Source organism: Agromyces sp. NPDC055661, assembly GCF_053618135.1.
The window spans coordinates 2,189,184-2,215,843 of record NZ_JBSHHC010000001.1 but is presented as its reverse complement, the minus strand read 5'-3'; the positions used below and the strand labels follow the sequence as shown (position 1 = coordinate 2,215,843).

At 72.6% G+C, this 26,660-nt stretch carries 22 protein-coding genes; 12 read left to right on the top strand and 10 right to left on the bottom strand.

Annotated features, from left to right (window positions below; translation table 11 throughout):
- The first annotated feature begins 47 nt into the window (after positions 1-47).
- The 6 genes from ACWGO8_RS10225 to ACWGO8_RS10200 all read left to right on the top strand — a co-directional run bounded on the left by ACWGO8_RS10225 (position 48) and on the right by ACWGO8_RS10200 (position 8,126).
- A complete protein-coding gene (locus ACWGO8_RS10225) occupies positions 48-884 on the top strand; it encodes a tryptophan-rich sensory protein (protein WP_452042953.1) in 837 nt (278 codons plus the stop codon).
- A gap of 248 nt (positions 885-1,132) precedes the next feature.
- A complete protein-coding gene (locus tag ACWGO8_RS10220; protein ID WP_452042952.1) occupies positions 1,133-4,147 on the top strand; it encodes an aminotransferase class III-fold pyridoxal phosphate-dependent enzyme in 3,015 nt (1,004 codons plus the stop codon).
- An 88-nt stretch (positions 4,148-4,235) separates the two neighbouring features.
- Positions 4,236-5,276, top strand: a complete 1,041-nt coding sequence (locus tag ACWGO8_RS10215; protein ID WP_452042951.1) for a DUF2207 family protein — start codon at positions 4,236-4,238, stop codon at positions 5,274-5,276.
- 132 nt (positions 5,277-5,408) lie between these two features.
- Positions 5,409-5,741, top strand: a complete 333-nt coding sequence (locus ACWGO8_RS10210; protein ID WP_452042950.1) for a hypothetical protein — start codon at positions 5,409-5,411, stop codon at positions 5,739-5,741.
- Positions 5,742-5,769: 28 nt separating this feature from the next.
- Positions 5,770-6,465 (top strand): alpha/beta hydrolase family protein, encoded by a 696-nt coding sequence (locus tag ACWGO8_RS10205; protein ID WP_452042949.1) that lies wholly within the window; start codon positions 5,770-5,772, stop codon positions 6,463-6,465.
- Positions 6,466-6,578: 113 nt separating this feature from the next.
- Positions 6,579-8,126 (top strand): molybdopterin-dependent oxidoreductase, encoded by a 1,548-nt coding sequence (locus tag ACWGO8_RS10200; RefSeq protein WP_452042948.1) that lies wholly within the window; start codon positions 6,579-6,581, stop codon positions 8,124-8,126.
- A 164-nt stretch (positions 8,127-8,290) separates the two neighbouring features.
- Here the strand turns inward: ACWGO8_RS10200 and ACWGO8_RS10195 are convergent, their stop codons facing one another.
- The 5 genes from ACWGO8_RS10195 to ACWGO8_RS10175 all read right to left on the bottom strand — a co-directional run bounded on the left by ACWGO8_RS10195 (position 8,291) and on the right by ACWGO8_RS10175 (position 13,975).
- Positions 8,291-9,046, bottom strand: coding sequence for an SDR family NAD(P)-dependent oxidoreductase (locus tag ACWGO8_RS10195; protein WP_452042947.1), 756 nt, complete (start codon positions 9,044-9,046; stop codon positions 8,291-8,293).
- Between the two features lie 168 nt (positions 9,047-9,214).
- Positions 9,215-9,586, bottom strand: a complete 372-nt coding sequence (locus ACWGO8_RS10190) for an HNH endonuclease (RefSeq protein WP_452042946.1) — start codon at positions 9,584-9,586, stop codon at positions 9,215-9,217.
- Between the two features lie 20 nt (positions 9,587-9,606).
- Positions 9,607-11,388: an amidase gene (locus ACWGO8_RS10185; protein ID WP_452042945.1), complete on the bottom strand. Its 1,782-nt coding sequence runs from the start codon at positions 11,386-11,388 to the stop codon at positions 9,607-9,609.
- Positions 11,385-12,419 (bottom strand): agmatine deiminase family protein, encoded by a 1,035-nt coding sequence (locus ACWGO8_RS10180; protein ID WP_452042944.1) that lies wholly within the window; start codon positions 12,417-12,419, stop codon positions 11,385-11,387. The genes ACWGO8_RS10185 and ACWGO8_RS10180 overlap by 4 nt, the downstream gene beginning before the upstream one ends.
- The gene (locus tag ACWGO8_RS10175; RefSeq protein ID WP_452042943.1) at positions 12,416-13,975 is read right to left on the bottom strand and encodes a purine-cytosine permease family protein; all 1,560 of its coding nucleotides are present in this window, start codon (positions 13,973-13,975) and stop codon (positions 12,416-12,418) included. Before ACWGO8_RS10175 ends, ACWGO8_RS10180 begins: the two co-directional genes overlap by 4 nt.
- A 119-nt stretch (positions 13,976-14,094) precedes the next feature.
- Between ACWGO8_RS10175 and ACWGO8_RS10170 the strand changes: the two genes are divergently transcribed.
- The 3 genes from ACWGO8_RS10170 (at position 14,095) to ACWGO8_RS10160 (ending at position 19,561) form a co-directional block, all read left to right on the top strand.
- Complete coding sequence (locus tag ACWGO8_RS10170; RefSeq protein WP_452042942.1) at positions 14,095-14,727, top strand: TetR/AcrR family transcriptional regulator; 633 nt, start codon at positions 14,095-14,097, stop codon at positions 14,725-14,727.
- Positions 14,728-14,856: 129 nt separating this feature from the next.
- Positions 14,857-15,873: a zinc-binding alcohol dehydrogenase family protein gene (locus tag ACWGO8_RS10165; RefSeq protein WP_452042941.1), complete on the top strand. Its 1,017-nt coding sequence runs from the start codon at positions 14,857-14,859 to the stop codon at positions 15,871-15,873.
- 145 nt (positions 15,874-16,018) lie between these two features.
- The gene (locus ACWGO8_RS10160; RefSeq protein ID WP_452042940.1) at positions 16,019-19,561 is read left to right on the top strand and encodes a TM0106 family RecB-like putative nuclease; all 3,543 of its coding nucleotides are present in this window, start codon (positions 16,019-16,021) and stop codon (positions 19,559-19,561) included.
- Positions 19,562-19,584: 23 nt separating this feature from the next.
- On the opposite strand, the gene ACWGO8_RS10155 is transcribed toward ACWGO8_RS10160, so the two are convergent.
- Positions 19,585-20,022, bottom strand: a complete 438-nt coding sequence (locus ACWGO8_RS10155; RefSeq protein ID WP_452042939.1) for a YdeI/OmpD-associated family protein — start codon at positions 20,020-20,022, stop codon at positions 19,585-19,587.
- Positions 20,023-20,104: 82 nt separating this feature from the next.
- Here ACWGO8_RS10155 and ACWGO8_RS10150 point away from each other — a divergent pair, with 82 nt between their 5' ends.
- Complete coding sequence (locus ACWGO8_RS10150) at positions 20,105-20,383, top strand: glutaredoxin family protein (protein WP_452042938.1); 279 nt, start codon at positions 20,105-20,107, stop codon at positions 20,381-20,383.
- A 54-nt stretch (positions 20,384-20,437) separates the two neighbouring features.
- Here the strand turns inward: ACWGO8_RS10150 and ACWGO8_RS10145 are convergent, their stop codons facing one another.
- Positions 20,438-21,439 (bottom strand): LLM class F420-dependent oxidoreductase, encoded by a 1,002-nt coding sequence (locus ACWGO8_RS10145; protein WP_452042937.1) that lies wholly within the window; start codon positions 21,437-21,439, stop codon positions 20,438-20,440.
- Positions 21,440-21,550: 111 nt separating this feature from the next.
- Here ACWGO8_RS10145 and ACWGO8_RS10140 point away from each other — a divergent pair, with 111 nt between their 5' ends.
- Entirely contained in the window at positions 21,551-21,952 is a 402-nt protein-coding gene (locus ACWGO8_RS10140) for a hypothetical protein (protein WP_452042936.1), read from the top strand.
- A 56-nt stretch (positions 21,953-22,008) separates the two neighbouring features.
- On the opposite strand, the gene ACWGO8_RS10135 is transcribed toward ACWGO8_RS10140, so the two are convergent.
- Both ACWGO8_RS10135 and ACWGO8_RS10130 read right to left on the bottom strand, forming a co-directional pair.
- The gene (locus ACWGO8_RS10135) at positions 22,009-23,193 is read right to left on the bottom strand and encodes a baeRF3 domain-containing protein (RefSeq protein WP_452042935.1); all 1,185 of its coding nucleotides are present in this window, start codon (positions 23,191-23,193) and stop codon (positions 22,009-22,011) included.
- Positions 23,194-23,276: 83 nt separating this feature from the next.
- Positions 23,277-24,749, bottom strand: coding sequence for an FAD-binding protein (locus tag ACWGO8_RS10130; RefSeq protein WP_452042934.1), 1,473 nt, complete (start codon positions 24,747-24,749; stop codon positions 23,277-23,279).
- A gap of 208 nt (positions 24,750-24,957) precedes the next feature.
- Between ACWGO8_RS10130 and ACWGO8_RS10125 the strand changes: the two genes are divergently transcribed.
- Positions 24,958-26,016, top strand: coding sequence for an LLM class flavin-dependent oxidoreductase (locus ACWGO8_RS10125; RefSeq protein ID WP_452042933.1), 1,059 nt, complete (start codon positions 24,958-24,960; stop codon positions 26,014-26,016).
- A gap of 153 nt (positions 26,017-26,169) precedes the next feature.
- On the opposite strand, the gene ACWGO8_RS10120 is transcribed toward ACWGO8_RS10125, so the two are convergent.
- Positions 26,170-26,586 (bottom strand): transferase, encoded by a 417-nt coding sequence (locus ACWGO8_RS10120; protein WP_452042932.1) that lies wholly within the window; start codon positions 26,584-26,586, stop codon positions 26,170-26,172.
- Between the last annotated feature and the right edge of the window lie 74 nt (positions 26,587-26,660).

Here is a 26,660-nt window from a genome sequence, read left to right as displayed (position 1 = left end):
CTGCAAACCCGACCGGGATCCACGAGACGACGGCAGGAGCGGTGGAGATGGCGACGACCGGCACGGCAGTGACGACGACCCGAGGCGGCGACCTCGCCCGGCAGCTCACCGTGGCGGTCAGCGCCGCGGTGGCGGTCGTCGGTTCGTTCATCGGCTCGGGCGCGGCCGGCGGCACGCCGGTGCAGGATGCCGCGGGCGGCGCGCTCGCGGCCGACGCCACCCTCATCGCTCCGGGCACGGGCGCCTTCTCGATCTGGTCGCTCATCTACTTCGGGCTCCTCGCGTACGCGGTGTGGCAGTTCCTGCCGGCGCAACGCACCGCGGAGCGGCACCGCCGCGTCGGCTACCTCGTCGCCGCCTCGCTGCTCCTCAACGCCGCGTGGATCCTCAGCATCCAGTTCGACCTGCTCTGGCTCAGCGTGCCGATCATCGTCGCGCTGCTCGTCGTGCTCGTGGCCGCCTTCCGGCGCTGCCTCGCGTTCCCGCCGCGGAACGCGCTCGACGCCCTCGTCACCGATGGCACGGTCGGGCTCTACCTCGGATGGGTGATCGTCGCGACGGCCGCGAACTTCACGGCCGCACTGGTCGCCGCGGGATTCGACGGCTGGGGCATCCCCGCCGAGACCTGGGCGGTCGTCGTGGTCGCGGTCGCGGGCCTCGTCGGCGTGGCGCTCGCCGCCTGGGATCGGGGGCGGATCGCGCCCACCCTCTCGCTCGCCTGGGGCCTGAGCTGGATCGCGATCGCGCGGCTCACGAATGCCCCCGAGTCCACCGTGACGGGCATCGCCGCGATCGTCGCGGCCGCCGCCGTCGTCCTGGTCACGGTCTCGGTGCGGGTCACCGTCGAGCTCCGTCGCCGCCGACGACCAGGAGCAGACGCCTGAGCCATCCCTCCGACATCCCGTCGCTTCCGTCGGGTCCACGGCGTCTCCCACGAGGTGCGCAATTCAGGTCGGCGTTCGGCGCGTCGCGACGCCACGCCGTCGACGGATGCCGCAACACACCTCCGGGCCTGAATTGCACACCGATCCTGTACAGTCCGGGGCGTCCATCGACGGGCCGTCTCCTCGCCATGGCGGCGATCGATGGCGAGCGGAGGGCTGGCTATCGTCGAGAGCGGAAAGGGGCGCGGATGTCGCAGGAGAGCGCGGGCAGACGAGGGTTCGACTTCTTCGGGGCAGGAGAGCTGCCGGCTCCGAACCTCCCCGCCGACGAGGTCGCGTCGATCGTGCGCGAGCGCTGGGGGATCGATGCCGAGCTCTCGCCGCTCGGCAGCCAGCAGGACCAGAACTTCCTCGCGCGCGTCGACGGCGAGCCGGTCGGCGTCGTGAAGATCACGAACCCGGCGTTCACGGCGACCGAGCTCGCCGCGCAGGAGGCGGCCGCCGCCCGCATCGCCGCGAGCGCACCGGCCGTGCGCATCGCGACCACCACGTCGGATGCCGCGGGCGCATCGCGCTCGGCCGTCGTACAGACCAGCGAGGGTCCCCTCAGCATCCGCATCATCGAGCACCTCGACGGTGGCACGCTCACGGGCGGCGCGTACCTCTCACCGGCGACCGTCGCGCGCATGGGTGAGCTCGCCGCGCGCACGAGCCTCGCGCTCGCCGACTTCGACCACGACGGGCTCGACCGCGTGCTCCAGTGGGATCCGCGGCACGCCGACCGCGTCGTCGAACTCCTGTCGCCGCACCACCCCGATCACGCCAGGCGACGACAGGTGACGGATGCCGCGGCCGCCGCCTGGGCCGACCTCGCCGTCGTGGCATCCGCTCTACCGTTGCAAGCCGTGCACCTCGACCTCACCGACGACAACGTCGTGTGCACGACCGACCGCGGGATCCGCCTGTCCGACGGGATCATCGACTTCGGCGACGTGACCCGCAGCTGGGCGGTCGCCGAGCTGGCGATCACCGTCTCGTCGTTGCTGCACCACGCGGGTGCCGAGCCCGTCTCCGTGCTGCCCGCGATCCGGGCGTTCCATGAGCTGCGGCCGCTCTCGACCGAAGAGGTCGCCGCGATCTGGCCGATCGTCGTGCTGCGCGGCGCCGTGCTCGTCGTGAGCGGCGAGCACCAGGTGCAGCTCGACGGCGGCGAGAACGCATATGCCGCCAGCGGCATCGACCGCGAATGGCGCATCTTCGAGCAGGCCGTCTCGGTGCCGACGGAGGTCATGACGGCGGTGATCGCCGACGCGCTCGGCGTCGCGCTCGCCACCCCCGGTGATCGAGGAGGGCCCGGCGGAGCCGGACCCGTATCGAGACCGGAGCACGAGGCGTCTCGATACGCGTCGCCTTCGGCGGCGCTCCTCGACGACCGGAGGGCGGCGCTCCTCGACGACCGGGTGTCGGCGCTCACGCCGGACATCGACGGCAGTCGCGCGACCCGCCTCGACGTCTCGATCACGTCCGATGATGTCGACGCCGGTGCATGGCTCGACGCCGACGTCGAGGATCGGCTCGCGCTCGCGGCGCTCGACGCCGGGGCATCCGTCGCGTGGCTCGACCGCGGCACGCCGCGCCTCACGGCGAGCCGGACGCACTCGACGACCTCGCCGGCGACGATCCCGACCGGTATCGACGTGTGGTTCGCGGAGCCGCAGCACCTCGTCGCGCCTGAGGGAGTTCAGCTCGTGATCGAAGCCGCCGACGGCGTGCGCATCGTCGACGGGCACATGCTGGCGCGAACGCGTCATCGGATTCGGCTCGAACGGCCCGAAGGACCGAGGGTTCCGCACCTCGTGCGGCCGGAGTACGCGGCGGGGTGGCGGGCGGTCTCAGCGGATCCGGCGGAGCTGTTGGGTCTCAGGAAGGGTTTCGAGACGCCTTCGACTCCGTCGGGCGCTCCTCAACCCGCGGTTCGGGACGCCGCGGCGCTCATCGAACGACGCGACCGTGCGTTCGCCGAGGTGCAGGAGCACTACTACGAGGCGCCGCCGCGCATCGAGCGCGGGTGGCGCGAGCACCTCGTCGGCACCGACGGGCGCGTGTACCTCGACATGGTGAACAACGTGACGCCGCTGGGCCACGGGCACCCGAAGCTCGCGGCGGCGGTCGCGAAGCAGCTGCGCACGCTCAACACGAACTCCCGCTTCAACTACGGCGCGGTGGTCGAGTTCTCCGAGCGGCTCGCCGCCCTGCTGCCCGATCCGCTCGACACCGTCTTCCTCGTCAACTCGGGCTCGGAGGCGACCGACCTCGCCATCCGCGTCGCGCTCGCCGCCACCGGACGACGCGACGTCGTATCGATCCTCGAGGCCTACCACGGCTGGACGTACGGCTCCGACGCCGTGTCCACGTCGATCGCCGACAACCCGAACGCGCTCGTGACCCGTCCCGACTGGGTGCACGTGCTCGAGGCGCCGAACCCGTTCCGCGGGCTGCACCGGGGCACGGATGCCGCGCGCTACGCGCCCGAGGCCGCACGCCGCATCCGGGAGCTCGCGGCATCCGGTCGGCTACCTGCGGCATTCATCGCCGAGACCTTCTCCGGCAACGCCGGCGGCATCCCGCTGCCAGACGGCTACCTCGAAGAGGTGTACGCGGCTGTGCGCGAGACCGGCGGGCTGGCGATCGCCGACGAGGTGCAGGCCGGGTACGGACGCCTCGGCGAGTGGTTCTGGGGCTTCGAGCAGCAGGGCGTCGTGCCCGACATCGTCGCCGTGGCGAAGGCCGCCGGCAACGGCTACCCGCTCGGCGCCGTCATCACGTCGCGCGAGATCGCCGCGCGCTTCCGCACGCAGGGCTACTTCTTCTCGTCGACGGGCGGCAGCCCGGCCTCGAGCGTGGCGGGCCTCGCCGTGCTCGACGCGTTCCACGACGAGGGCCTGCAGCGCAACGCGGTCGAGGTGGGCGCGCACCTGAAGGGCCGGCTCCGGGAGGTCGCCACGCGGCATCCGCTCATCGGCGCCGTGCACGGCCTCGGCCTCTACCTCGGCGTCGAGTTCGTGCGCGACCGCGAGACGCTCGAACCCGCCACCGAGGAGACCCGCGCGATCTGCGACCGCCTGCTCGAGCTCGGCATCGTCATGCAGCCCACGGGCGACCACCAGAACGTGCTGAAGACGAAGCCGCCGCTGTGCATCGACCGGACTTCGGCCGACTTCTTCGTCGACACGCTCGATCGGGTGCTCGCCGAGGGCTGGTAGCGCGGGCGCCGGCGGCGCGCGGGCCGAACGGATGCCGCCGATGTCAACGCCATGACACCGGTTGCGGCCGCATCCCTAGACTGGGCGCGTGCTCCCCGCCGTCATCGCTCTTGCGATCGCTCCTGCGTTCCTCATCCTCGGGCTCGGCTTCGTCGCCCGTGGGATCGCCGTGCAGCGGGTGAAGGGGCTCGTGGTGCAGTACACGCCCCAGCGCGGGTCGACGGTGCTGCACGACGCGCTGCTCGTGGACGCCGATCGGCGAGCGGCATCCGCGATGCTCATCGACCTCGCGGTGAAGCGCAAGGTGCGGCTGCTCGCCGGTTCCAAGCGCGAGCCGGTCGGCGTGGAGGTCCTGCCCAATGTGGTGTTCACGGCCGACGAGCTCACGCTGCTCGAGGCCCTGTTCGGCGCCGACCACACGCCCGGACGGGTGCGGCGGTTCTCCGCCGATCGGCGTGCGCTCAACGGGCGGCTCCGCATCCTCGTGCAGCACGCCGAGCACGCGCTCGCCCGCGAAGGGCTCATCGCCCCGCGCCGCACGACCTGGCCGGGGGTCACGCTGCGGAGCCTCGCGTACCTCGGCATGCTCGTCGAGGCGCTGCTGATCGTCTTCGCCCTCATCGACGGCGACGGGGCGTCGCTCGGCCTGACCGTCGTCGCCCTCGCGGCCACGATCGCCACGATCGTGGTCACGCCCGCGTCCTGGCGCCGGTTCCTGCCGCCCGCGCGCCCGCGGCGCGAGCACCTCGACGGGCTGCGGCAGTACCTCGAGCTCGCCGAGGCCGATCGGCTGCGGGTACTGCAGTCGCCGACGGGGGCCGACCTCGTCGCGACCGACGGCGAGGATCCCGCGCTCGCCCGATACCATCTGCACGAGCGCCTGCTCCCCTACGCCGTGCTGTTCGGGCTCGAGCGCGAGTGGATCCGGCAGCTCAAGCTCCAGCACGACGAGTTCGCGGCGTCCGACCTCGACGTCCTCGGCGCGGTCGACGTGCTCAGCGACGTCGCGGTGGCCCTGGATGCCGCGGGCGGCGCCGTGCAGCTCACGGCCGCGGTCGGCGATCTCGTCGACGGCACGGGCGCGGTGCTCGACGGGGTGGGCGGCATCTTCGAGGTCTTCAGCTCCTAGCGGAGCCGCCGAGTCTGAGCGGAGCCGCCGAGTCCTAGCGGTGCAGTGACGTCGGAGGGACAATGGAGGCGGTCGGCGCCTTCGGCGGCTCGACCGCATCAAAGGCCTCGCCCTCGTCGCGGAGCCGAACACATGACCGTCACACCTCCCGAGCACGGCTCCCCCGTGCCGAACTCCGAGACGCCGGTGGATCCGGCGCCGACGCCGACGACCCCGCGGCCGAAGCCGCCGAACATCCACGTCAGCGCACTCATCGTGTGGCTCACGATCTTCCCGCTCGTCGCCATCGTGGGCACCGTGCTCGCCCCGGTGATCGCCGAGTGGCATCCCGTCTTGCGGGCCCTCGTCGTGACGCTCATCGTCGTCCCGATCGCGGCGTACTGGCTCATGCCGCAGATGTTCCGCTGGTATGCCGCGATCGAGCGGCGGCGGGCGGCCCGTCGCGCTGGGAAGGGCATGCCCTGACGTCCGCGCGATGCGGCAGCATGGGGGCATGACCGCGTCGACCTCGCCAGAGACCGCCATCACGATCGACGTCGACGGCACGCCCGTGTCGGGGGTGTACTCGCGCCCGGCGGATGCCGCCGCCACGATCGTCGTGGCGCACGGCGCCGGCGCGGGCATGGAGCATCCGTTCATGTCGGGCTTCACCCGGGCGATGCACGACCTGGGCTACGCGACGCTGCGCTTCAACTTCCCGTATCGCGAGGCGAAGCGGCGGTTCCCCGACCGGCCGCCCGTCGCGATCGCCACGTGGCGCGCGGCCCTCGCCGCCGCGGCCGAGCGGGCCGGCGTCAGCAACGCGGGCGAGCCGATCTGGGCGTCGGGAAAGTCGTTCGGCGGGCGCATGGCGTCGATGGCCGTCGCCGACGGCATGCCGGCCACGGGGCTCATCTACCTCGGCTATCCGCTGCACCCGCCCGGCCGTCCCGAGAAGGCGCGCGACGAGCACCTGCCCGGCATCACGGTGCCGATGCTCTTCCTGCAGGGGCGGAACGACCCGTTCGCCATCCCCAACGAGCAGCTCGACGAGGTCGTCGCCCGCATCGGCCAGACCGCGACGCTCGAGTGGATCGAGGACGCGAACCACTCGTTCGAGGTGAAGGGGCACAAGCGGCCGGCCGCGGAGATCGGTGCGTCGCTCGCCCCGCGCGCGGCCTCGTTCATGGCGATGCACGCGGCGGGCTGAGGAGCCGCGCGGCCCACCCCGCGGGTTGAGGAGCCGCGCAGCGGCGTCGAAACCCGCTGCCCCCGCTGGAACTTCCGAGACGACACGCAGCCTGGCGGTCCTACGCTGGTCGCATGCCCACGACGACCGGTCGCGCGCGGGGTTGGGTGCTCCCCGCGATGGCCGGCGTGGCATCCGTGGCACTCGGCGCCGGCGTCGGCGAGCTCGCGGCGGCGATCCTCGCCCCCGAGGCGAGCCCGTTCGTCGTCGTCGGATCGCTGCTCATCGACCTCGCCCCGCCGTGGGCGAAGGATGCCGCGATCGGGCTGTTCGGCACGGCTGACAAGATCGCGCTGGTCACCGGCATCGCGATCGTGCTGCTCGCCGTCGCCGGAGCGGCGGGCGTGCTCGAGGTGCGGCGTCCGCCCTGGGGGCGCGTCCTCTTCGGGGCCCTGGGCCTCGTCGGCGTCGTCGCCGCGATGACGCGTGCGAACGCGCCGCTGCTCGCGTTCGCACCGCCGGCACTGGCGGCCGTCGCGTCGGTGATCACACTCCAGTTCCTGGTGACCCGGCTTCCATCGACGGATGCCGCGCCGCCCGCGAAGCGTCCAGAGGGAATCGACAGGCGACGCTTCCTGGGCTGGGCCGGCGGGGCCGCGGCGCTCGGAGTGCTCGCGGCGGTGGGCGGCTACGCGCTGCAGGCCGGCACGCGTGCGGTCACGGCGATCCGCGACACGATCACGCTGCCGAAGCCGACGTCGAACGCCACCGTTCCGCCCGGCGCCGAGCTCGACATCGAGGGGCTCACCCCGGTCGTCACGCCGAACGAGCAGTTCTACCGCATCGACACGGCCCTCGCGGTGCCCGCGGTCGACCCCGAGACGTGGAGCCTCCGCATCCACGGCATGGTCGACCAGGAGGTCACCCTCTCCTGGGACGAGCTCCTCGCCCTCCCGCTCGAGGAGAGCGTGACGACCCTCGCCTGCGTGTCGAACGAGGTCGGCGGCAACCTGATCGGCAACGCGGTCTGGCTCGGGTATCCGATCCGCGAGCTGCTCGCCCGCGCGAACCCGAGTGCCGACGCCGACATGGTGCTCTCGCGCAGCGTCGACGGGTTCACGGCGTCGACCCCCCTCGCGGTGCTGCAGGACGACCGGAACGCGATCCTCGCGGTCGGCATGAACGGGGAGCCGCTGCCGGCGCAGCACGGGTTCCCCGTCCGCATGGTCGTGCCCGGCCTCTACGGCTACGTCTCGGCGACGAAGTGGGTGGTCGACCTCGAGGTCACGCGGTTCGACGCGGCATCCGCCTACTGGACCGACCGTGGCTGGAGTGCGAAGGGTCCCATCAAGCTGCAGAGCCGCATCGACGTCCCGCGCGGCGGCCAGCAGCTGACGGCCGGCACGATCACGGTCGCCGGGGTCGCCTGGCACCAGCACGTCGGGATCGCCGCCGTCGATGTGCAGGTCGACGACGGTCCGTGGCAGCCCGCCACCCTCGCCGAGGCGATCTCGATCGACACGTGGGTGCAGTGGCGCTTCGACTGGGAGGCCGAATCCGGCACCCACACCCTCCGCGTCCGCGCGACCGACGCCGACGGCGAGGTGCAGACCTCCGACATGCAGGGCGTCGTGCCCGACGGCGCCACCGGCCTCGACGAGCGCTCGGTCACGGTCGGCTGACGCGCCGGCATCCGCGGCTGGGCCCGGGCCCGAGTGCGGGCGCACGGTGCACAACTCCGGATCCGCGGCCGCTTGCCCGGCGTGTCGCACCACGCCACGCCGACGAACAGGTTCGGCTTCCGGAGTTGTGCACGTGGCGCCGGCGCGCGGCGGCCGGCGCGGCGTCAGACGGCGGTGTAGCCGCCGTCGACGAGGTGGTAGCTGCCCGTGATGAAGCTCGCTGCGTCGCTCGCGAGGAACGCCACCAGCGCGGCGACCTCATCGGCCTCGCCGAGGCGTCCGATCGGGTGCTTCGTGACGAGGAACTGCATGGCGGCCTCGTCGAGGTTCGCGTCGAGCAGCGGGGTCTTGATGAAGCCCGGACCCACAGAGTTCACGCGCACGCCCTGGTCGGCGTACTCGATCGCGGCGTTCTTCGTGAGGCCGACGAGTCCGTGCTTCGCGCTGACGTAGGCCGAGGAGGTCGCGAATCCGACGCTGCCGAGGATGGACGCGATGTTCACGATCGCGCCGCCCCCGTTCGCCGCGATCGCGGGCAGCTGCGCCTTCAGGTTGTGGAAGATCGAACTCAGGTTGACGCCGATGACCGTGTCCCAGCCGTCGTCGGGGTAGTCGCCGATGAGCGCGGACGGTCCGCCGACGCCGGCGTTGTTCACCGCGACCTTGAGCGGAGCCAGGGCGTTCGCCTGCTCGATCGACGACGCGATCCACGCGGCATCCGTGACGTCGCCGACGGATGCCTCGGCGGTGCCGCCGGCCGCCCGGATCTCGTCGACCACCGCGTTCGCGTGCCCCTCGTCGAGGTCGTTCACGATCACGGACGCGCCGTTCGCGGCGAGCAGGAGCGCGATCGCGCGGCCGATGCCGCTGCCCGCGCCCGTCACGATCGCCGAGCGTCCCTCAACGTCGTACGTGGCCATGGTGGGTCCTCCCCGGGCGGACGCGGAGCCGGGAACCCTTCTCGGGCGGTCCGTCCGTTCCCAGCGTAGGAACGGCGGCTGGGAGGCCGACCAGTCGAAGGTCCCGCGGCAGGAGTACCCTTCGCACCGGATGGGTAGGTCAGACCGGCGAGTGCGAGCGGGTCGGCGTCAGGTCGCCGCGGCATCCGGGCCCGTGAACCGCGCCACGAGCGCCAGCGCGATCTCGCGCTGGCGCAGCAGGAACGCGCGCTCGTCGAGCTTCTTGCGGCGCAGCCACGAGGTGACCTCGTCGTTGCACTTGCTGGCGTTGCAGGATCCGCATGCGGGGACGACGTTCTCGAGCGTGTAGCGCCCGCCGCGCGAGATCGGCAGCACGCAGTCGCGCTGCAGGGCTCGATCCGTCGCGCCGCAGTAGGCGCATCCCTGCCACTCCGCGGTCAGCGCCGCCCACTGCGCGTCGCTGAGGTCGTGCGTGAGGCGCGCCATGCGCCGCTTGCGCCGTCGCGCGTAGACCGCCGTGCGGGACCGGCTGACCGCCATGCCGTCAGGGTAGCCAGCCGTCAGAGCCTCGGCGTGCGCGGCGGCTCGGTGCGGCGCGATCCCGTCGCCTCGAAGGCCGCGGCGAGCGAGAGCAGCGCGTTGTCGTCGTACGCGCGTCCGGCGAAGGTGAGCCCCACCGGCATCCCGATGTCGGCCATCGTGCCCATGGGCACCGTGACCGTCGGAATGCCGAGGTGCCGCGGCACCAGGTTGCCGTTCGCCACCCACACGCCGTTGCGCCAGCCGAGGTCGGCGGATGCCTCGGCGACGTCCATGTCGGCCGGACCGACGTCGGCGACGGCAGGGAACACCACGGCGTCGAGCCCCAGGTCGTCCATCCACTGTTCGAGGTCGATCCGCCGGGTCTCCTCGAGGCCGCGGAGTCCGCCCTCGAGCTCTGGCATGTCGGCGAACGTCGCGCGCGGGTTCGCGCGCGCCCAGTCGGGATACTCGGCGATGTCGTCGTCGAATCCGGCGTACCGGTCGGGCAATGCGCCCTCGGGGTGCGGGAAGATCCGGGCGCCGTCGACGTCGGCGAGCGAATGCAGCGCCGGGTCGCCGTTGGCCTCGAGGAAGTCGTTCCACGACCAGGCCGAGAGGTCGACGATCTCGCGGTGCAGGTACTCGGGGCTCACGAGCCCGCGGGTCGCGATCGTGGACGCGCCGGGGCGGTCGCCCTCGTAGTTCGACACGACCGGGAAGTCGACGAGCACGACCTCGGCGCCGGCCGCCTCGAGGTCGCGGCGCGCGGCCTCCCAGAGGTCGATCACCGAGGGCCGCGTCTCGATGCGCTCGCCGGTCGGTCCGCCGATGCCCGGGGCGCGACCCGCGTCGGCGGTTCCGGCCGCGGCGTCGTCGTTCACGTACATGCGCGGGACGCCGAACCGCTTGCCGGCGAGCGCCGAGCGGGCCGCAGCGGCATCCGCCGGCCGCAGCGCCGGGTACGAGTCGGGCCGAACCGACGACGACGCGGGGATCTCGACCCACGGCTGCACGCGCCAGAAGTCGCCGCGCGTCTCGGCGTCGTCGGCGACGATCACGTCGAGCACCTCGAGCAGGTCGGCCATGGAGCGCGTGTGCGGCACGACCACGTCCATGGTCGGCACGAGCGGCCAGTTGCCGCGCACCGAGATGACACCCCTCGAGGGGGTGTACGCGCACAGCGCGTTGTTCGACGCGGGCGCGCGGCCGCTCGACCACGTCTCCTCGCCGAGGCCGAAGGCGGCGAAGGATGCCGCGGTGGCCGTGCCCGAGCCGTTCGACGAGCCCGAACCGAAGGCCGCCGTGAGGTACTCGGCGTTGTACGGGCTCTCGGCGCGACCGTAGACCCCGCGCTGCATGCCGCCGTTCGCCATCGGCGGCATGTTCGTGAGGCCGATCAGCACGGCGCCGGCGGCACGCAGCCGCTCGATCGTGAACGCATCGCGCTGCGCGACGAGGTGCTCGAACGCGGGGCTGCCGGCCGCCGCGGTCAGGCCTCGCGCGAGGTAACTGTCCTTGGCGGTGTACGGGATCCCGTCGAGCGGGCCGAGCGTCTCGCCCCGGGCGCGCCGCTCGTCGGAGGCCCGCGCGTCGTCGATCGCCGCCGGGTTCATCACGACGAGCGCGTTGAGCCCGGTCCCTGAGCCCGTCGAAGCGGTCCCTGAGCCCGTCGAAGCGGTCCCTGAGCCCGTCGAAGGGCGGTCGTACGCCTCGATGCGGTCGAGGTACGCGCGCGTGAGCGACTCGCTCGTCGCGCGCCCGTCCTCGAGCGCGGCGCGCAGCTCTGCGATCGACGCCTCGACGACGTCGAACCCGCTCATCGCGTCACCGCCGGCTGCTGCTGCGTGATGCAGTGGATGCCGCCGCCTCGAGCGAACAACGGTCGCGCGTCCACGGTGACGGCCCGCCGCCCGGGGTACGCCGCCTCGAGGATCTCGCGCGCTGCGGCATCCGCTCGCTCCTCGCCGAACCCGCACGCGATGACGCCGCCGTTGACGACGAGGTGGTTCACGTAGCTCCAGTCGACGAAGCCCTCGTCGTCGCGGAGCGTCTCGGGCGCGGGCAGGTCCAGGATCTCGAAGCGTCGGCCCGCGGCATCCGCCTGTTCGGCGAGCTGGGCGCGGAGCTCGCGGGTCACCTCGTGGTCGGGGTGCTCGGGGTCGCGCTGGTCGTGCAGCAGCAGGCGCCCGGCGGACGGCATCGTCGCCACGATGTCGACGTGGCCGTTGGTGCCGAAGTCGTCGTAGTCGCGAGTCAGCCCGCGTGAGAGCCACACGACGCGGGTCGCACCGATGGTGCGGGCGAGCTCCGCCTCGACGCGCGCCCGGTCCGCGTACGGGTTGCGGCGCGGGTCGAGCTGCACGGTCTCGGTGACGAGCACGGTGCCCTCGCCGTCGACGTGGATGCCGCCGCCCTCGTTCACGAGCAGGCTGCTCACCGTCTCGGCGCCGACGAGATCGGCGATGAGGCGCGCGTGCTCGGCGGACTTGCGCCATTCCGACCACTCGGGCGCGCCCCAGCCGTTGAACACCCAGTCCACGGCGCCCAGCACGCCGGGGCGCTCGTCGTCGAACACGAAGGTGGGGCCGTGGTCGCGCATCCAGAACTCGTCGACGGGCGCCTCGATCTGCTCGATGCCCGCACCGAGCATCGACGCCGCGCGCTCGCGCTCGGTCGGGTCGACGAGCATCGACACGGGCTCGAACTCGGCCACGGCGTGCGCCACGGCCGTCCAGGCGGCGTAGCCCTCCTCGCGGTCGGACGTCGACTCCCCGAGGGTGATCCCCTCGCGCGGGAACGCCATCCAGGTGCGCTCGTGCGGGGCGGTCTCGGCGGGCATGCGCCAGGTCATGCGGGTACCTCCATGGTGACGGGGGCGGATGCCGCGGCATCCTCCTGCTGGGTTCCGGATGCCGCGGCATCCGCTGTCTCATCGCGACCGACGGTCGGCGCACCGGGGCGGAGCGCTCGGTCGCGGTACGGCGAGGTCGTGAGCCAGAGCACGGCGTAGAGCGCTCCGGCGAGGAACGGGCCGGCGACGGCCGAGAGGTCGGCGCCGCCGAGCGCGGCCGCGATCGGGCCGACGTAGAGGGTGGTGTTGGCCATGAGCACGGCGAGCGTGGTGCCGACCACCATGGTGACGACGCCGGGCCAGAACACGCCCCCGTGGTACCAGAAGGGGCTGCCGCGGCGCTCGTCGCTGAGCGCGACGCCGTCGTAGCGGTTCCGGCGCAGCAGGATGTCGACCGCGTAGATCGCGACGAGCGGTCCGAGCACGGTGACGCTGAGCTCGAGCGACGCGTTGAGCGTGTCGAGGAAGCTCGGCGCGAGGTAGACGAACCAGCCGGCGGCGGCGGTCGCGAGCACGCCCGTGATGATCACGGTCGCGGCGCGCGGCACGCGGATGCCGAGGCCCTGCGCGTAGAGGCCGGTCGAGTAGGCGACGAGCACGTTGTTCGTGATGCTGCCGAGCACGACGATCGCGAGGAAGACCGGCGTGAACCAGCCGGGCACGATCTCGCCGATGGTCAACTGCGGGTCGGTCATGTCGATCGCGGTGCCGGCGGCCACGCCGAGGGTGCCGATGAGCACGGCCGGGATGAACCCGCCGAGCGCGGTCCACAGGGCGACCTTGCGCTTCGGGGTGTCGCGCGGCAGGTACCGGGCGTAGTCGGCGCCGGTGCCCCACGACAGCGGACCCGACGCGACGATGGCGTAGCCGAGCAGCACCATGGCCCAGTGCTCGCCGTCGGGCAGCGGCGCCGGCCGGTACGTGAAGTCGGCGGCCTGGAACACGAACACCGCGAGCACGATGAACGCCACGGCGAGCGCGGCCGAGAAGTAGGGCGACAGCTTGGTGATCGTCGCGTGGCCGTAGACGCTCAGCACGAAGCTCAGCGCCGCGACGACGACGAGCACGACCCAGCCGAGGCCGCCCGACACGTCGATGCCGATGAGCCCGAGCAGCGCGTTGGCCGCGAGCGTCGCGACGGCGATGTTGATGATCTCGTAGAAGAGGCCGATCGCGACGCCGAGTCCGCCGCCGAAGACGCGGTTGCCGCGGATGCCGAACATCGCACGCATCACGGTGACGCTCGGCGTGCCCGACACGGGCCCGCTCACGGCGAGCCAGCCGACGGCCGCCCACCACAGGTTGCCGACGACGGTGATCGCGAGCGCCTCCCAGATCGAGAGGCCGAGCAGCATGAGCACGCCGCCGAGCACGAAGTAGAGGTAGACGACGTTGGCGCTCATCCAGATCCAGAACAGCTCGCGCGGGCGGCCGTGGCGCTCGGGGTCGGGGATCACGTCGACGCCGTGGGTCTCGATGTGGCCGGCGCGGTCGGATGCCGCGGCCGACGCGTGCGGCGACGCTGCCGCGCTGGGGTCGGGGGTGTGCTGGCTCATCGTCGAGGACTCTCCGGTTTCGATCGCTCGAGGCGATCTCTGGACTCGGCCGGTGACCCGACCTATTATTGATCACACGATCAATAAGTTGCAAGGACGCTACCTACACTGAGGTCACGATGTCAAGACCCCCTCGCAAGAAGGCCGCACGCAAGTCGCCCGCCGAGCGCTCCGCCGAGATCACGGATGCCGCGCGCGCCGTCGCCCTCGAACACGGCCTCTACGCCGTGACGCTCCGCAGCGTCGCCGCGCGCATCGACGTCGCCCCCGCCCTCGTCGCGCACTACGAGCCGAACATGGACGCCCTCGTCGCGAACACCTTCGGCGCGATCGTCGCGGCCGAGCTCGCGGAGCTCGAGGACCTCGTCGCCCCGCTCGCCACGCCGAGCGCTCGGCTGGCGAACCTCCTCGACACGCTGCTCGACGGCACGCGCGACGACGTCACCGTGATCTGGGTCGAGGCGTGGGCGCTCGGCCGCCGCAACGAGGCCCTCGCGGAGCGCGTGCGCGAGGAGATGGACGACTGGCGCGTGTTCGTGCAGGGCATCGTGCAGGCGGGCGTCGAGGCGGGGGAGTTCGAGACCGACGACGCGGCATCCGTGGCCTGGCAGCTGCTCGGCATGATCGACGGCCTCAACGCGCACGCGCTCGTGCGCTGGGAGGACGCGACCGACCGCGGCTCGCGCATCGGGCACGCCGTCGAGGGCATGCTCGGCCTGGGGCGCGGCGCGCTCGCCTTGACCCCCGGTTGACTCCGGTGGTCGAGGAGGCCGCGAAGCACTCCGGTGGTTGAGGAGGCCGCGAAGCAGCCGTCTCGAAACCACCCCGCTGCAAACCGGCACGCAGGGAATCCCCTACCCCGTCCACAGGTTGCCTTCATCATGACGACCCTCCCGACCACCATGCGCGCCGTCGCCGCCACGGGCGCCCTCCCCCTCGACGACGACCGCGCGCTCGCCGACGTCGAGCTGCCGCTGCCCGAACTGCGTCCGCGCGACGTGCTCGTCGAGGTGGCCGCCGTCTCGGTGAACCCGGTCGACCTCAAGACGCGGATGCGGCGCGCCGCCGACGCCCCGCCCGTCGTGCTCGGCTACGACGCCGCCGGCACGGTCGTGGCGGTCGGCCCCGACGTCACCCTGTTCTCTCCGGGCGACGAGGTGTACCACGCGGGCGTGAACAACCGGCAGGGCACGAACGCGGAGTTCCACGCGGTCGACGAGCGGCTCGTCGGCCGCAAGCCCGGGAATCTCTCGATGGCCGAGGCGGCCGCGATGCCGCTCACCACGATCACCGCGTGGGAGTCGCTGTTCGACCGCTTCGGGCTGCGCGCCGACAGCACCGGCACCCTCCTCGTGCTCGCCGGCGCGGGCGGCGTGGGGTCGATCCTCACCCAGCTCGCGTGGCGGCTCACCGACGTCACGGTCATCGCCACCGCGTCGCGCCCAGAGTCGCAGGAGTGGTCGCGTCGGATGGGCGCGCATCACGTGCTCGACCACCGCGGCGACCTCGCGGCATCCGTGCATGAGCTCGCCCCCGGCGGCCTCGACCGCGTCTTCACGCCTGCGACCGCCGGACGCGTGCCGCTCTTCGCCGAGGTCGTGCGGCCGTTCGGGCAGGTCGTCGCCATCGACGAGGACCCCGACATGGACCTGCGCGCGCTGAAGTCGAAGAGCATCGCCTGGCTCTGGGAGTCGATGTTCACGCGCGGCGTCTTCGAGACGCCCGACATGATCGGCCAGCACGAGCTCCTCGACGCCGCGGCGGGGCACTTCGAGGCCGGCACGCTCGTCACGACGCTCACGCGCGAGATCAGCGGGCTGGATGCCGCGGGCCTCCGCGAGGCGCACGCCATCGTCGCGTCGGGCCGCAGCATCGGCAAGGTCGTCGTCACGCGCTGAGCCCGCGGGTCGAGGAGCCGGCTCCTCCGGCGTCTCGAAACCCGCCGACCGCGAGCGGATGCCGCGGGTTGCGGGCCTGCGGATGCCGCAGGCCGATGTCGGTCGCGACCGCTAGCGTGGTGGCGAAGCCGAGGGAAGGAGCCGAATGTTCGTCGTCGACGGCTCCGTGGTCACCAGCGCGAGCGACCTGAAGAAGGCGTCCGAGTGCGAGTTCGCGTTCCTTCGCGAACTCGACGTCAAGCTCGGCCGCGAGACCCTCTTCGAGCCCAACGCCGACGCGATGCTCGAGCGCGCGGGTCGCCTCGGCGACGAGCACGAGCGGCGGGTGCTCGCGCGTTACCGCGAGCAGTTCGGCGCCGGTGTCGTCGAGATCCCCCAGCCGAACGTGCGCGACACCGAGGCGGTCGCCGCGGCGGTCGAGGCGACCCGCGCCGCCCTCGAGGCGGGCGTTCCGGTCGTGTACCAGGCGACGTTCGCCGACGCGGGGTTCATCGGCTTCGCCGACTTCATCGTCCGCCGGCCCGACGGGCGCTACCGGGTGCAGGACTCGAAGCTCGCCCGGCACGCCCGCGTGACCGCGCTCCTGCAGCTCGCCGCCTACGCGTCCCAGCTCGACCGCATCGGCATCCCGAGCGACGACGTGGTCGAGCTGCTGCTCGGCGACGGCACGAACAGCGAGCACCGGCGCGACGACATCACCCCGGTCTACGTGCAGCGCGTGGCACGGCTGCGGCAGCTCGTCGACGAGCGCATCGCCGCCGACGGTCCGGTCGCGTGGGGCGATCCCCGCTACACGCACGACGGCCGCTGCCCCACGTGCGAGCTCGAGGTGCAGGCCAACCGCGACGTGCTGCTCGTCGGCAGCCTGCGCGTCACCCAGCGCGAGCCGCTCGCCGAGGCCGGCATCACGACGATCGACGGGCTCGCGGCGTCGAGCGGGTCGGTTCCGCACCTCATCGACTCGACGGTCGAGAACCTGCGCGCGCAGGCTCGCCTGCAGCTCGTGGCCGAAGCGGCCGGGCTCGCCGCCGAGGCCTCGGGCGAGCGCGGCCCCGACGATCCGCCCCTCGCGCCGCCGGTCGAGGTGCGCGAGGCGGCCGCGCTCGCGGCGATCCCCGAGCCGAATCGCGGCGACCTGTTCTTCGACTTCGAGGGCGACCCGCTCTACACCGAAGGCGACGCCACGTCGTGGAACCTCGACTACCTCTGGGGCATGGTCGACGAGCAAGAGCAGTACACGGCGCTCTGGGCGCACTCGTTCGCCGAGGAGCGCGAGGCGCTGCTGCAGTTCCTCGAGCTCGTGAAGCTGCGTCGCCAGGCCCATCCCGACCTGCACATCTACCATTACGCGTCCTACGAGCGCACGCACCTCACGACCATCGCCGCACGGCACGGAGTCGGCGAGGCCGAGGTCGACCAGCTGCTGCACGACGGCGTGCTCGTCGACCTGTATCCGATCGTGAAGCGGTCGGTGCGCGTGGGCAGCCGCTCGTACTCGATCAAGAAGCTCGAGCCGCTCTACATGGGCGACGAGCTCCGCGAGGCCGACGTGAAGAGCGGCGCCGACTCGATCACCGAATACGTCCGAGCCCGCCAGCTCGTCGAGTCGGGCGGCGCGGCCGAGACCGCCGAGGGCGAGCGCATCCTCGACGACCTGGCCGATTACAACCGCTACGACTGCGTGTCCACCCGCCGCCTGCGCGACTGGCTGCTCGCGATCGCGCGCCGCGAGGACATCGAGCCCGTGCCGCCCGCCTACCTCGCCGAAGGTGCGGCGAAGGTCTACGAGCCGACGCCACTGGCGATGCAGCTGCGCGAGCTCGTGGGTCCGGCTGCGCCCGGCGACGGACGCACGCCCGACGAGCTCGCGCTCGCCCTGTCCGCCGCGGCCATCGACTACCACGACCGCGAGGCGAAGAGCTTCTGGTGGTCGCACTACCTGCGCGTCGACCAGCCCGTCGACTCGTGGGAGAACCACCGCGACGTGCTCGTCGTCGACCCCGCGGCATCGCGCGTCGAGCAGCGCTGGTACGAGGAGGGCACGCGGCAGTACCCCCGCCGCGAGGTGCTGCTCGGCGGGCGCATCGCCCCCGGATCGCGGTTCGGCGTGGGCGCGAGCGTCTTCCTCCTCTACGAGTGGCCGGCGCCGTTCCCGTCGAGCACGCTGCGCCCCGGCCAGCGAGCCTGGTCGAACGGCACCATCCTCGAGGTCACCGACACCGGGGTGCTCGTCGAGGAGGTCGGCGTCGCGGATGCCACGTGGCCGGCGCTCCCCATGGCGATGACGCCCGGGTGGCCGCCCGACTCGCGCGCCCTCAAGGCGGCGATCGCGGAGTGGGCGGCGCCCATCCCCGCGGCCGTGCCGTCGCTCCCCTCGAACCCCGCGATGGACGTGCTGCGTCGCCTCGCGCCGCGTGCCGCCGGCGGCCTCGCACCCGTGCTCGGCGCCGACTACGTCGACGCCGTCGTCGAGTCGGTGCGTCGACTCGAGCACTCGTACCTCGCCGTGCAGGGCCCACCCGGCACGGGCAAGACCTACGTGGCCTCGCACGTCATCGCGCGACTGGTCGCCGAGCACGGCTGGCGGGTCGGCGTCGTCGCGCAGTCGCACGCCGTCGTCGAGCACGTGCTCGAGGCGGTCGTGGGGGCCGGCCTCGACGCCGCGCTCGTGGGCAAGGCCGTGAAGGATCCGGCCGAGCTGGAGTCGCGGGTGTTCACCGCCTTCGCCAAGAAGGACGACCTGTCGAAGTTCACGGCCGAGCGGCCATCGGGCTACGTCATCGGCGGCACGGCGTGGGACTTCTGCAACGTGAAGCGCGTGCCGCGGGGCTCGCTCGACCTCCTCGTCATCGACGAGGCAGGGCAGTTCTCGCTCGCGTCGACGATCGCCGTCTCGGTTGCCGCGCGCAACCTGCTGCTGCTCGGCGACCCGCAGCAGCTGCCGCAGGTGAGCCAGGCCCTGCACCCCGAGCCCGTCGACGCGTCCGCGCTCGGCTGGGTCGCCGACGGCCACGAGGTCCTCCCGCCCGAGTACGGCTACTTCCTCGCCGAGAGCCGACGGATGCACCCTTCCGTCGCGGCACCGGTGTCGCGGCTCGCCTACCAGGGCGAGCTCCGCTCGCATCCGGTCGCCTCGACCCGGCACCTCGAGGACATCGAGCCCGGCGTGCGCCCGATCCCGGTCGACCACGAGGGCAACACGACCTGGTCGCCCGAGGAGGCCGAGCTCGTGGTCGAGCTCGTCGCCTCGCTGCTCGGCCGCGAGTGGTCCGACGCCCGCGACACGGCCGACGGTCCCGTCCGGGAGACCGCCCGGCCGCTCGACCAGACCGACCTCATCGTCGTGACGCCCTACAACGCGCAGCTCACCACGGTGCGCGAGGCGCTCGACCGCGCCGGCTTCCCCGAGGTGCCCGTCGGCACGGTCGACAAGTTCCAGGGGCAGGAGGCCGCCGTCGCGATCGTGTCGCTCGCCGCATCGTCGGCGAGCGCGGCACCGCGCGGCATCGAGTTCCTGCTGCTCAAGAACCGGCTCAACGTCGCGATCTCCCGAGCGAAGTGGGCGGCCTACCTGCTCTACTCGCCCGGCCTGCTCGACACGCTGCCCCGCCGCCCCGACGGGGTCGCGCAGCTCAGCGCGTTCATCCGGCTGGTCGGAGCCGACGTGCCCCAGTCGGTCGCGGTCTAGGGCGCCCGCCCGCCCGGGCCGGCTCAGCTCGTGAGCTGCTCGACCGTCTTCGCGATCCGGCGCTGGCGCGTCTCTGCCGCCTTCGCGCCCTCGATCGCCGTGACGTGCGCCTTCTTGTGGCTCGGCGAGAGCTTCTCCCACGCCTCACGCGCGCCGGGCGTCGCGTCGAGCGCCTCGGCGAAGTCCGCTGGCGGCTCCACGATGCGCGGCGCCGTGTCGAGCTCGAGTTCCACGACGATGCGATCGCCGCCGACGAGGCCCGTCGTCGCGCGCTTGTCGGAGCTGAACGGGATCAGGAACATGCCGCCCATCGGCGCGATCGTGCTGCGGTACTCGAAGCCGTTCACGTTCACGACCACGGGCGGGCGCTTGCCTGCACCGAACGCCTCGACGACCTCGGGCGGCACCTCGATCCCGGTGTTCCGGCCGTCCACCAGCAGCAGCTCCGTCTCGAATCGCATGCGGCGAGTCTGCCACCGGCGCCGAACACGCGATAGGCCGAAGCTGGGAATACCGCACAGGCTCGCTGCGTATGGTCTCTTCGTGACTTCCCCTGCAACGTCAGACCTGAACCCTGCCCGCATCACGATGTACGGCGCCGCCTGGTGCGGCGACTGCCGCCGCTCGAAGGCCCTCCTCGACGGCCGCGGCGTGGACTATGAGTACGTCGACCTCGAGGCCGTCGTCGACGGCGCCGACCGCGCGAAGGCGATCAGCGGCCGCACGCAGATCCCCGTGGTCGTGTTCCCCGACGGGACCCACTTCACCGAGCCCACCGACGCGGAGCTCGGCGCGAAGCTCGACGAGGCCATCGCGGCGTAGTCCGCAGCGGGCGGGTTTCGCAAGGCCGCTGCGCGGCTCCTCGACCCGCGGGTCCTAGCGCTCCTGCAGCGCCGGGATCACCTCGTTCGCGAAGAGCTCCAGCCCCGAGCGGTCGAAGGCCGCCTCGGGGAAGTAGTGGATCGCGTATCCGAGCCCGGCCTCGCGGCGCTCCGCGAGCATCGCCGCGACCTTCGACGGTGTGCCGACGGCGAACGCCTCGGGTCCCCGGAAGGCGTGCATGTACTCCGCGGTCTTCGCGGGGCCGAGGTACGGCGCGACGCGCGCCTCGATGACGTCGAGCCGGCGCGCGACATCCGCCTCGTCGACGCCGACGACGGTGTTGAAGTTCGTCGAGCGCGTGATCGCCTCGAAGTCGGTGCCGAGGTCCTCGCAGTGTGCGCGCAGCACCTCGCTCCGGTGCACGAACTCCTCCACCGAACCGGCGAAGTTCGTGTACGACGCGTATTGCGCGGCGATGCGCAGCGTGACCTTCTCGCCGGCGCCCGCGATCCAGATCGGGATGCCCCCGGGCTGCAGGGGGAGCGGACGCACGATAGCGCCGTCGACCTGGTAGTGCTTCCCGTCGAGCGTCGCCGAGCCCGTCGTCCACGCCTGGCGCATGATGTCGACGCCCTCGCGGAGCCGCGCGAGCCGCTCGCCGACGGGCGGGAACCCGTAGCCGTACGCCCGCCACTCGTGCTCGTACCAGCCGCCGCCGATCGCCATCTCGACGCGTCCGCCCGAGATCACGTCGACCGTCGCGGCGACCTTCGCGAGGTACGCGGGGTTGCGGTAGCTCATGCACGTGCACATCTGGCCGAGCCGCACGCGCGACGTCGTCGCGGCGAACGCGGACGTCAGCGTCCACGCCTCGTGCGTCGCCTCGGTCTCGCTCGCGACCGGCACGGTGTGGAAGTGGTCGTAGACCCAGATCGACTCCCAGGGTCCGGCATCCGCGAACTCGGCGAGCCCGCGCATCGTGTCCCAGTGCTCGGCCGGCTCGATGCCGACGAGATCGTGACGCCAACCCTGGGGAACGAACATTCCGAATCGCATGCGCTCCAGCCTAGGTCGCTCCGAGTACGCCGGAAACCGCTTCCTCAGGGGCGATGCATCTCAGCGCCAGCACTGAGGACGACCCGACGGGACGCGCTTAGCGTCGGAGACATGACTGCGCCGAACCACTGCGACTTCTCCGCCGCCGACTTCCGGGCGACCGCGATCGAATCGTCCGCCGGCCGCCTCATCCGCGTGACCGGCTCGGGCCTCTGCCCCACCAGCGGCTGGGAGCTGCGACTCGTCGCCGCGAACCCCGGCGTGGTCCCCCACCCCGAGACCCTCTGGCTCGAGCTGCGCGAGTTCGAGCCGCGCAAGGCCCCGCGGGTGGTGACCGAGACGACGGTCGAGGCGATCGTCGAGGACTCGCGGGCGCGTCAGATCGTCGTCCGCTTCGGCTGGCGCGAGGGGTTCACGATCCCCGTCGTCGTCGCCGCGCTCCCCAAGGGGCGGCGCAGCGCCCGCCGGGGGTCGGATGCCGCGCAGGGGCGACTCGCGGCATCCGCCGTCTGACCGGCTGACCCACCGACCCGGCTGCACGAACGCAGCCGGGCGACTCGGAGCTCCGACTACGCCAGCGCGTACCGGAGCTCGGCCATCGCGGGGCCCGACCAGACGTTGTCGTCGAGGTCGTCGCTGCGCACGGTGACGACCTTGCCGCCCTTCGCGATCACGAGCAGCGCGAGCTGCGGCAGCACGTCGCCCGCGAGGGTGCCGTCCTGCATGCTCTCGCCCTCGCCGTTGCCGGTGGCGAACTCGATCGCGCCGGACTCCTGGTCGAGCGTGCCGTTCACCGACGTCGTGAAGTCGAACCACAGGGTCTCGACCGCGCCGTCCGCCGCGAGGCGCCCGATCGCGGCGAGGTCGCGCTCGACGCGGCCGGCGCTGCCCTCGGTGAGGCCGTGCAGCGCAGCATCCGCTTCATTGATGTTCAGGGTCGCGAGCTGCATGCGCAGCGCCTCGTCGATCTCGGCGGGGCCGAGCCGGTCGGGTCCGCCGGGGACGGCGACCATGCGGCGGTGGTTGTGCGCGCGCTCCATGAACCCGCTGAGCGTCGGCTCGGTCGCGAACACGAAGAGGGGCACGCGCTCGTCGGGATCGTGGAGCTGGAGCTCCTGGCGGACCGCGTCGGCGACGCGCTTCGCGTAGATGTCGAGCGTCGCGGCGCGCTTGTCCTCCTCGCTCGTGCCGCGATCGCCGTGGCCGCCGACGCGCTTCGTGCCGGCGCCGCCGGGCTCGCGGTTCGCGGCCTCCTCGGCGTTCTTCGGCAGCGTGGGCTCGACGGGCATCTGGGCTGCGCGGTCGGTGGGCGTCGCGTGCCAGAGGCTCCACTCGTTCGCGGAGATCGCGACGGCGAACGCCTCCTGGTCCTGGCTGGGTGCGCGCAGCAGCTGGCCGAGCGTGAAGTGCGAGCCGACGTGCACGGCGTCGTCGAGGCGGTTCGGCAGCACGAACACCTCGCTGAAGCCCGGCGCGACGAAGATCGCCATCGACCGGGCGAGGTTCCCCCAGAGCTGCTGGTCGAGCACGATCGCGTCGCGGGAACGGCGCAGCTCGTCGACCTCGGCTGCGGAGGCGCCCGAGGCCTTGACCTGTTCGATCGCATCGTCGAACGCGCTCTTCACGGCCACCTCGGACCGTTCGCGTTCGCTGACGACCGGCGAGGTGGACGCGTAGATGGTGATCGCCGGGTGGTGCGGGCCGGCCAGCGCGGCGAAGTCCGCGGTGGTGGGCAGTTCGTAGTGGAGCGTCATTCGTTCCCTCCCCGGGGAATCGCGCGACAGCGGTGTCGCTCGCACCCAGCCTATGAAGGCCGCGGCGCGAGCGACACCCCCCGTCACCGACGCACGGGGTGGTTCGAGCGGATCACGCCCGTGGGGTCCACGGCGTTCTTCAGCGCGCGCAGGCGGTGCACGCGCTCTCCGAAGATGCGCTCGGCCGAACGCTCGCGCTCGGCGAAGTTGAGGTAGTCGAGCGGTGCACGCCAGGGCTCGACGCGAGAGAGCAGCCGGCCGAGCGACATCGCGAGCGCCTCGGATGCCCCGGGCACCGCGATCCCCACGCCGAACACGACGTACTCGGCGTCGAGGCCGGCCACCGCGCCCGGCGCCGGGGTGCCGCGCTCGGCCGCGGAGGCGTGCGCCGCCTCGGGCCGGAGGCCGCCACCGAGGTGCCGGATCTCGGCCGAGAGCAGGGCGCTGCCCGAGTCGGGACCGGCCGCGGCCACGAAGGCGCGCACGGCGGCCGGCGGGAGCTCGGTGAGGAGCATGCCGTCGCCGTACCCGGGGACGGGCGCGGGCGGGTCCATGTGCAACTGCAGCAGCTCGGGCATCGGCTGCGGGTGCACCGAGTCCATCGCGGGGCCGAGTGCGCGCAACGGCGCGAGCAGCTCGTCGGCCCGCTCGGGCGACTCCTGGATCGCGGCCTCGACGACCACGAACGACTGGCCGGAGAGGAATGGCGGCAGGTCGGGCATGGGCGGGAACCGCAGCACGCGGCCGACCGAGGTGACGCTGTCGGGCACGGAAGCGGTCCACGCCGCCCAGGCCTGCAGCACCTCCTCGGCGCGCTCCAACGGGAAGAACAGGGTGCCGGCGACGATCTCGGCGATCGGGAAGAGTCGGAACTCGAGGGCGGTCACGACGCCGAAGTCGCCGCCGCCGCCGCGCACCGCCCAGAACAGCTCGGGGTCGTGGTCGGCGTCGATGCGGCGCAGCACGCCGTCGGCGGTGACGAGCTCCACGGCGAGCACCTGGTTCGCGGCGAGGCCGTGCGACCGTCCGAGCCAGCTGATGCCGCCGCCCAGCGTGTAGCCGACGACCCCCACGTCGTGCGAGGATCCGGCGAGCGCGGCGAGGCCGTGCGGGGCGATCGCGGCGACGACGTCGCCCCAGAGCGCACCGGCCTCCACACGCGCCACGCGCAGCTCGGGGTCGATCGCCACGCCGCGCAGCTCCGACGTGCGCAGGAGCAGCGCGTCGGCCAGGCCGTTGCCCGCGGCGAGCGGGCCGGCGTTGTGGCCGGTCGCCTGCGGGGCGACCGAGAGCCCGAGGCCCTTCGCGGTCCGCACGGCCTGCACGAGATCGTCGGCGGCGCCCGCGACGACGACGGCGACCGGGCGCTGGTCCACGGCGAGGTTCCAGGCCGAGCGCGCCTCGTCCCAGCCGGGGTCGCCGGGGATGAGCACGCGACCCGCGATGCGGTCGTCGAGCAGGGCGAGCGCCTCGCGGAGCGAGAAGGTGGTGACGTCGTCGGACTCGGCGCGGACGTCGGCGGGCGCCGTCACGGCGCCGGGCACAGGGGTGTTCACGGATGGTTCCTCTCGGGATCACGCGTTTCGCGGGCCCGGGCCCTCGCTTCGGAGGCGGACGGCCGCGGGGGATCCCGTCGGCGCGCACGAACGCGATCTCCATCCCATGACGAACGGGTCCGACGGACGACAGGGGCATCCCTCCGATCGGCTCAGGGACAACCCTGTCCGCGGAATAGCGGTCCCCGCGCCGCGGTTGCCGAGAGGGATGACTCCCACGCCCCGCCTCTCCGTGCTCGACCTCGTCCCGGTGCGCAGCGGCCAGACCAGCGCGGGGGCGGTCGCAGCATCCGTGCGCCTCGCGCAGCTCGCCGACCGCCTCGGCTACACGCGCTACTGGTTCGCCGAGCACCACAACATGCCGGCCGTCGCGTCGACGACCCCGCCCGTGCTCATCGCCGCGACCGCGGCGCAGACCGAGCGCATCCGGGTCGGCTCGGGCGGCGTGATGCTGCCGAACCACGCGCCACTCGTCGTCGCCGAGCAGTTCGCCGCGCTCGAGGCGCTCGCGCCCGGACGCATCGACCTCGGCATCGGCCGCGCCCCCGGCAGCGATCCCGTCATCACGCAGTTGCTGCGGATCAGCGGACCGACGGCCGATGTCGACCGGTTCCCCGACCACGTCGCCGACATCCTGAGCCTGCTCTCGCCCGACGGCGCGACGCTGCGCCTCACGAGCGGACGCGAGTACCCGATCACCGCGACGCCGGCCGCGAGCGAGGTGCCCGAGCTGTGGCTCCTGGGGTCGAGCGACTACTCGGCGAAGCTCGCCGCCGAGCTCGGCCTTCCCTACGTGTTCGCCAACCACTTCTCGGGCGAGGGCCTCGAGCGTGCGCTCGAGCTCTACCGCACCGAGTACCGGCCGAGCGAGCGGCATCCGTCGCCCGTCACGTTCCTCACGATGAACGCGTCGGTCGCGCCGACCGTCGAGGAGGCCGAGGCGCGCGCCCTGCCGCAGCTGCGCTCGATGGCGCGGCTGCGTACGAACCGACCGATGCGTCCGCTCGAGACCGTCGAGGAGGCGCAGTCGGCACCCGCCGACTCGATGGCCGACGAGCTCATCGCGGGCATGCGCCGACGCTGGGTCATCGCGGATGCCGCGACGGCGGCCGCCGAGCTCCGGCGCTTCGCCGAGCGGCACGGCGTCGACGAGGTCATGGTGTCGCCGATCGCGGGAGCGTACGAGTCCGAGCCGACGGATGCCGCGCCGGGACGCGAGCAGACGCTGGAGTTGCTGGCGCGGGAACTGTCCACCCCCGTGGGTTGAGGAGCCCGCGCAGCGGGCGTCTCGAAACCCATGCGCAAGCGGGTTTCGAGACGCGCCTCCGGCGCTCCTCGACCCGCGGAGCCGTACGACCGTGGGAAATGCAGATGCCCCGGGCCTGTGCACCCCGGGGCATCCATGTCTACTCGTCGCGGCTCAGGCCGCCAGACCGAGCCGGCGCAGGTCGTCGCTCGACGCACGGAACTCCGCGCCCTCGGCGATCGTGGCCTCGCGCGGCACGCGCGCGCCGTTCTGCACGCGTGCGTCGGCGCCGATCTCGGCGTAGGGACCGACGACGGCGTTCCGGCCCACGACGGCGCGGCGTCCGACGTGCGCGCGCACGCCGATCACGGCGCGCTCCGCGACGATGGCGTCGCGATCGACCCAGCCGCCCGGACCGATGTTCGCGTTGCGCTGCACCTCGGCGCCCGGGTCGACGTAGGCGGTCGGGTCCACGAACGCGCTGGGGTCCACCTTCGCGGTCGTTGCGACGAGGCCGCGACCGTTCACGTGCTTGCGGTAACGCCGCAGCACCCCGTTCTCGTCCTCGAACTCGACGTAGCTGATGCCCACGTTCTCCTCCTTCCGGCGTGGTCCTCCCACGCCGCTCCGACGTGGTGGCTCCACGTCCGGACATTGGTACAACA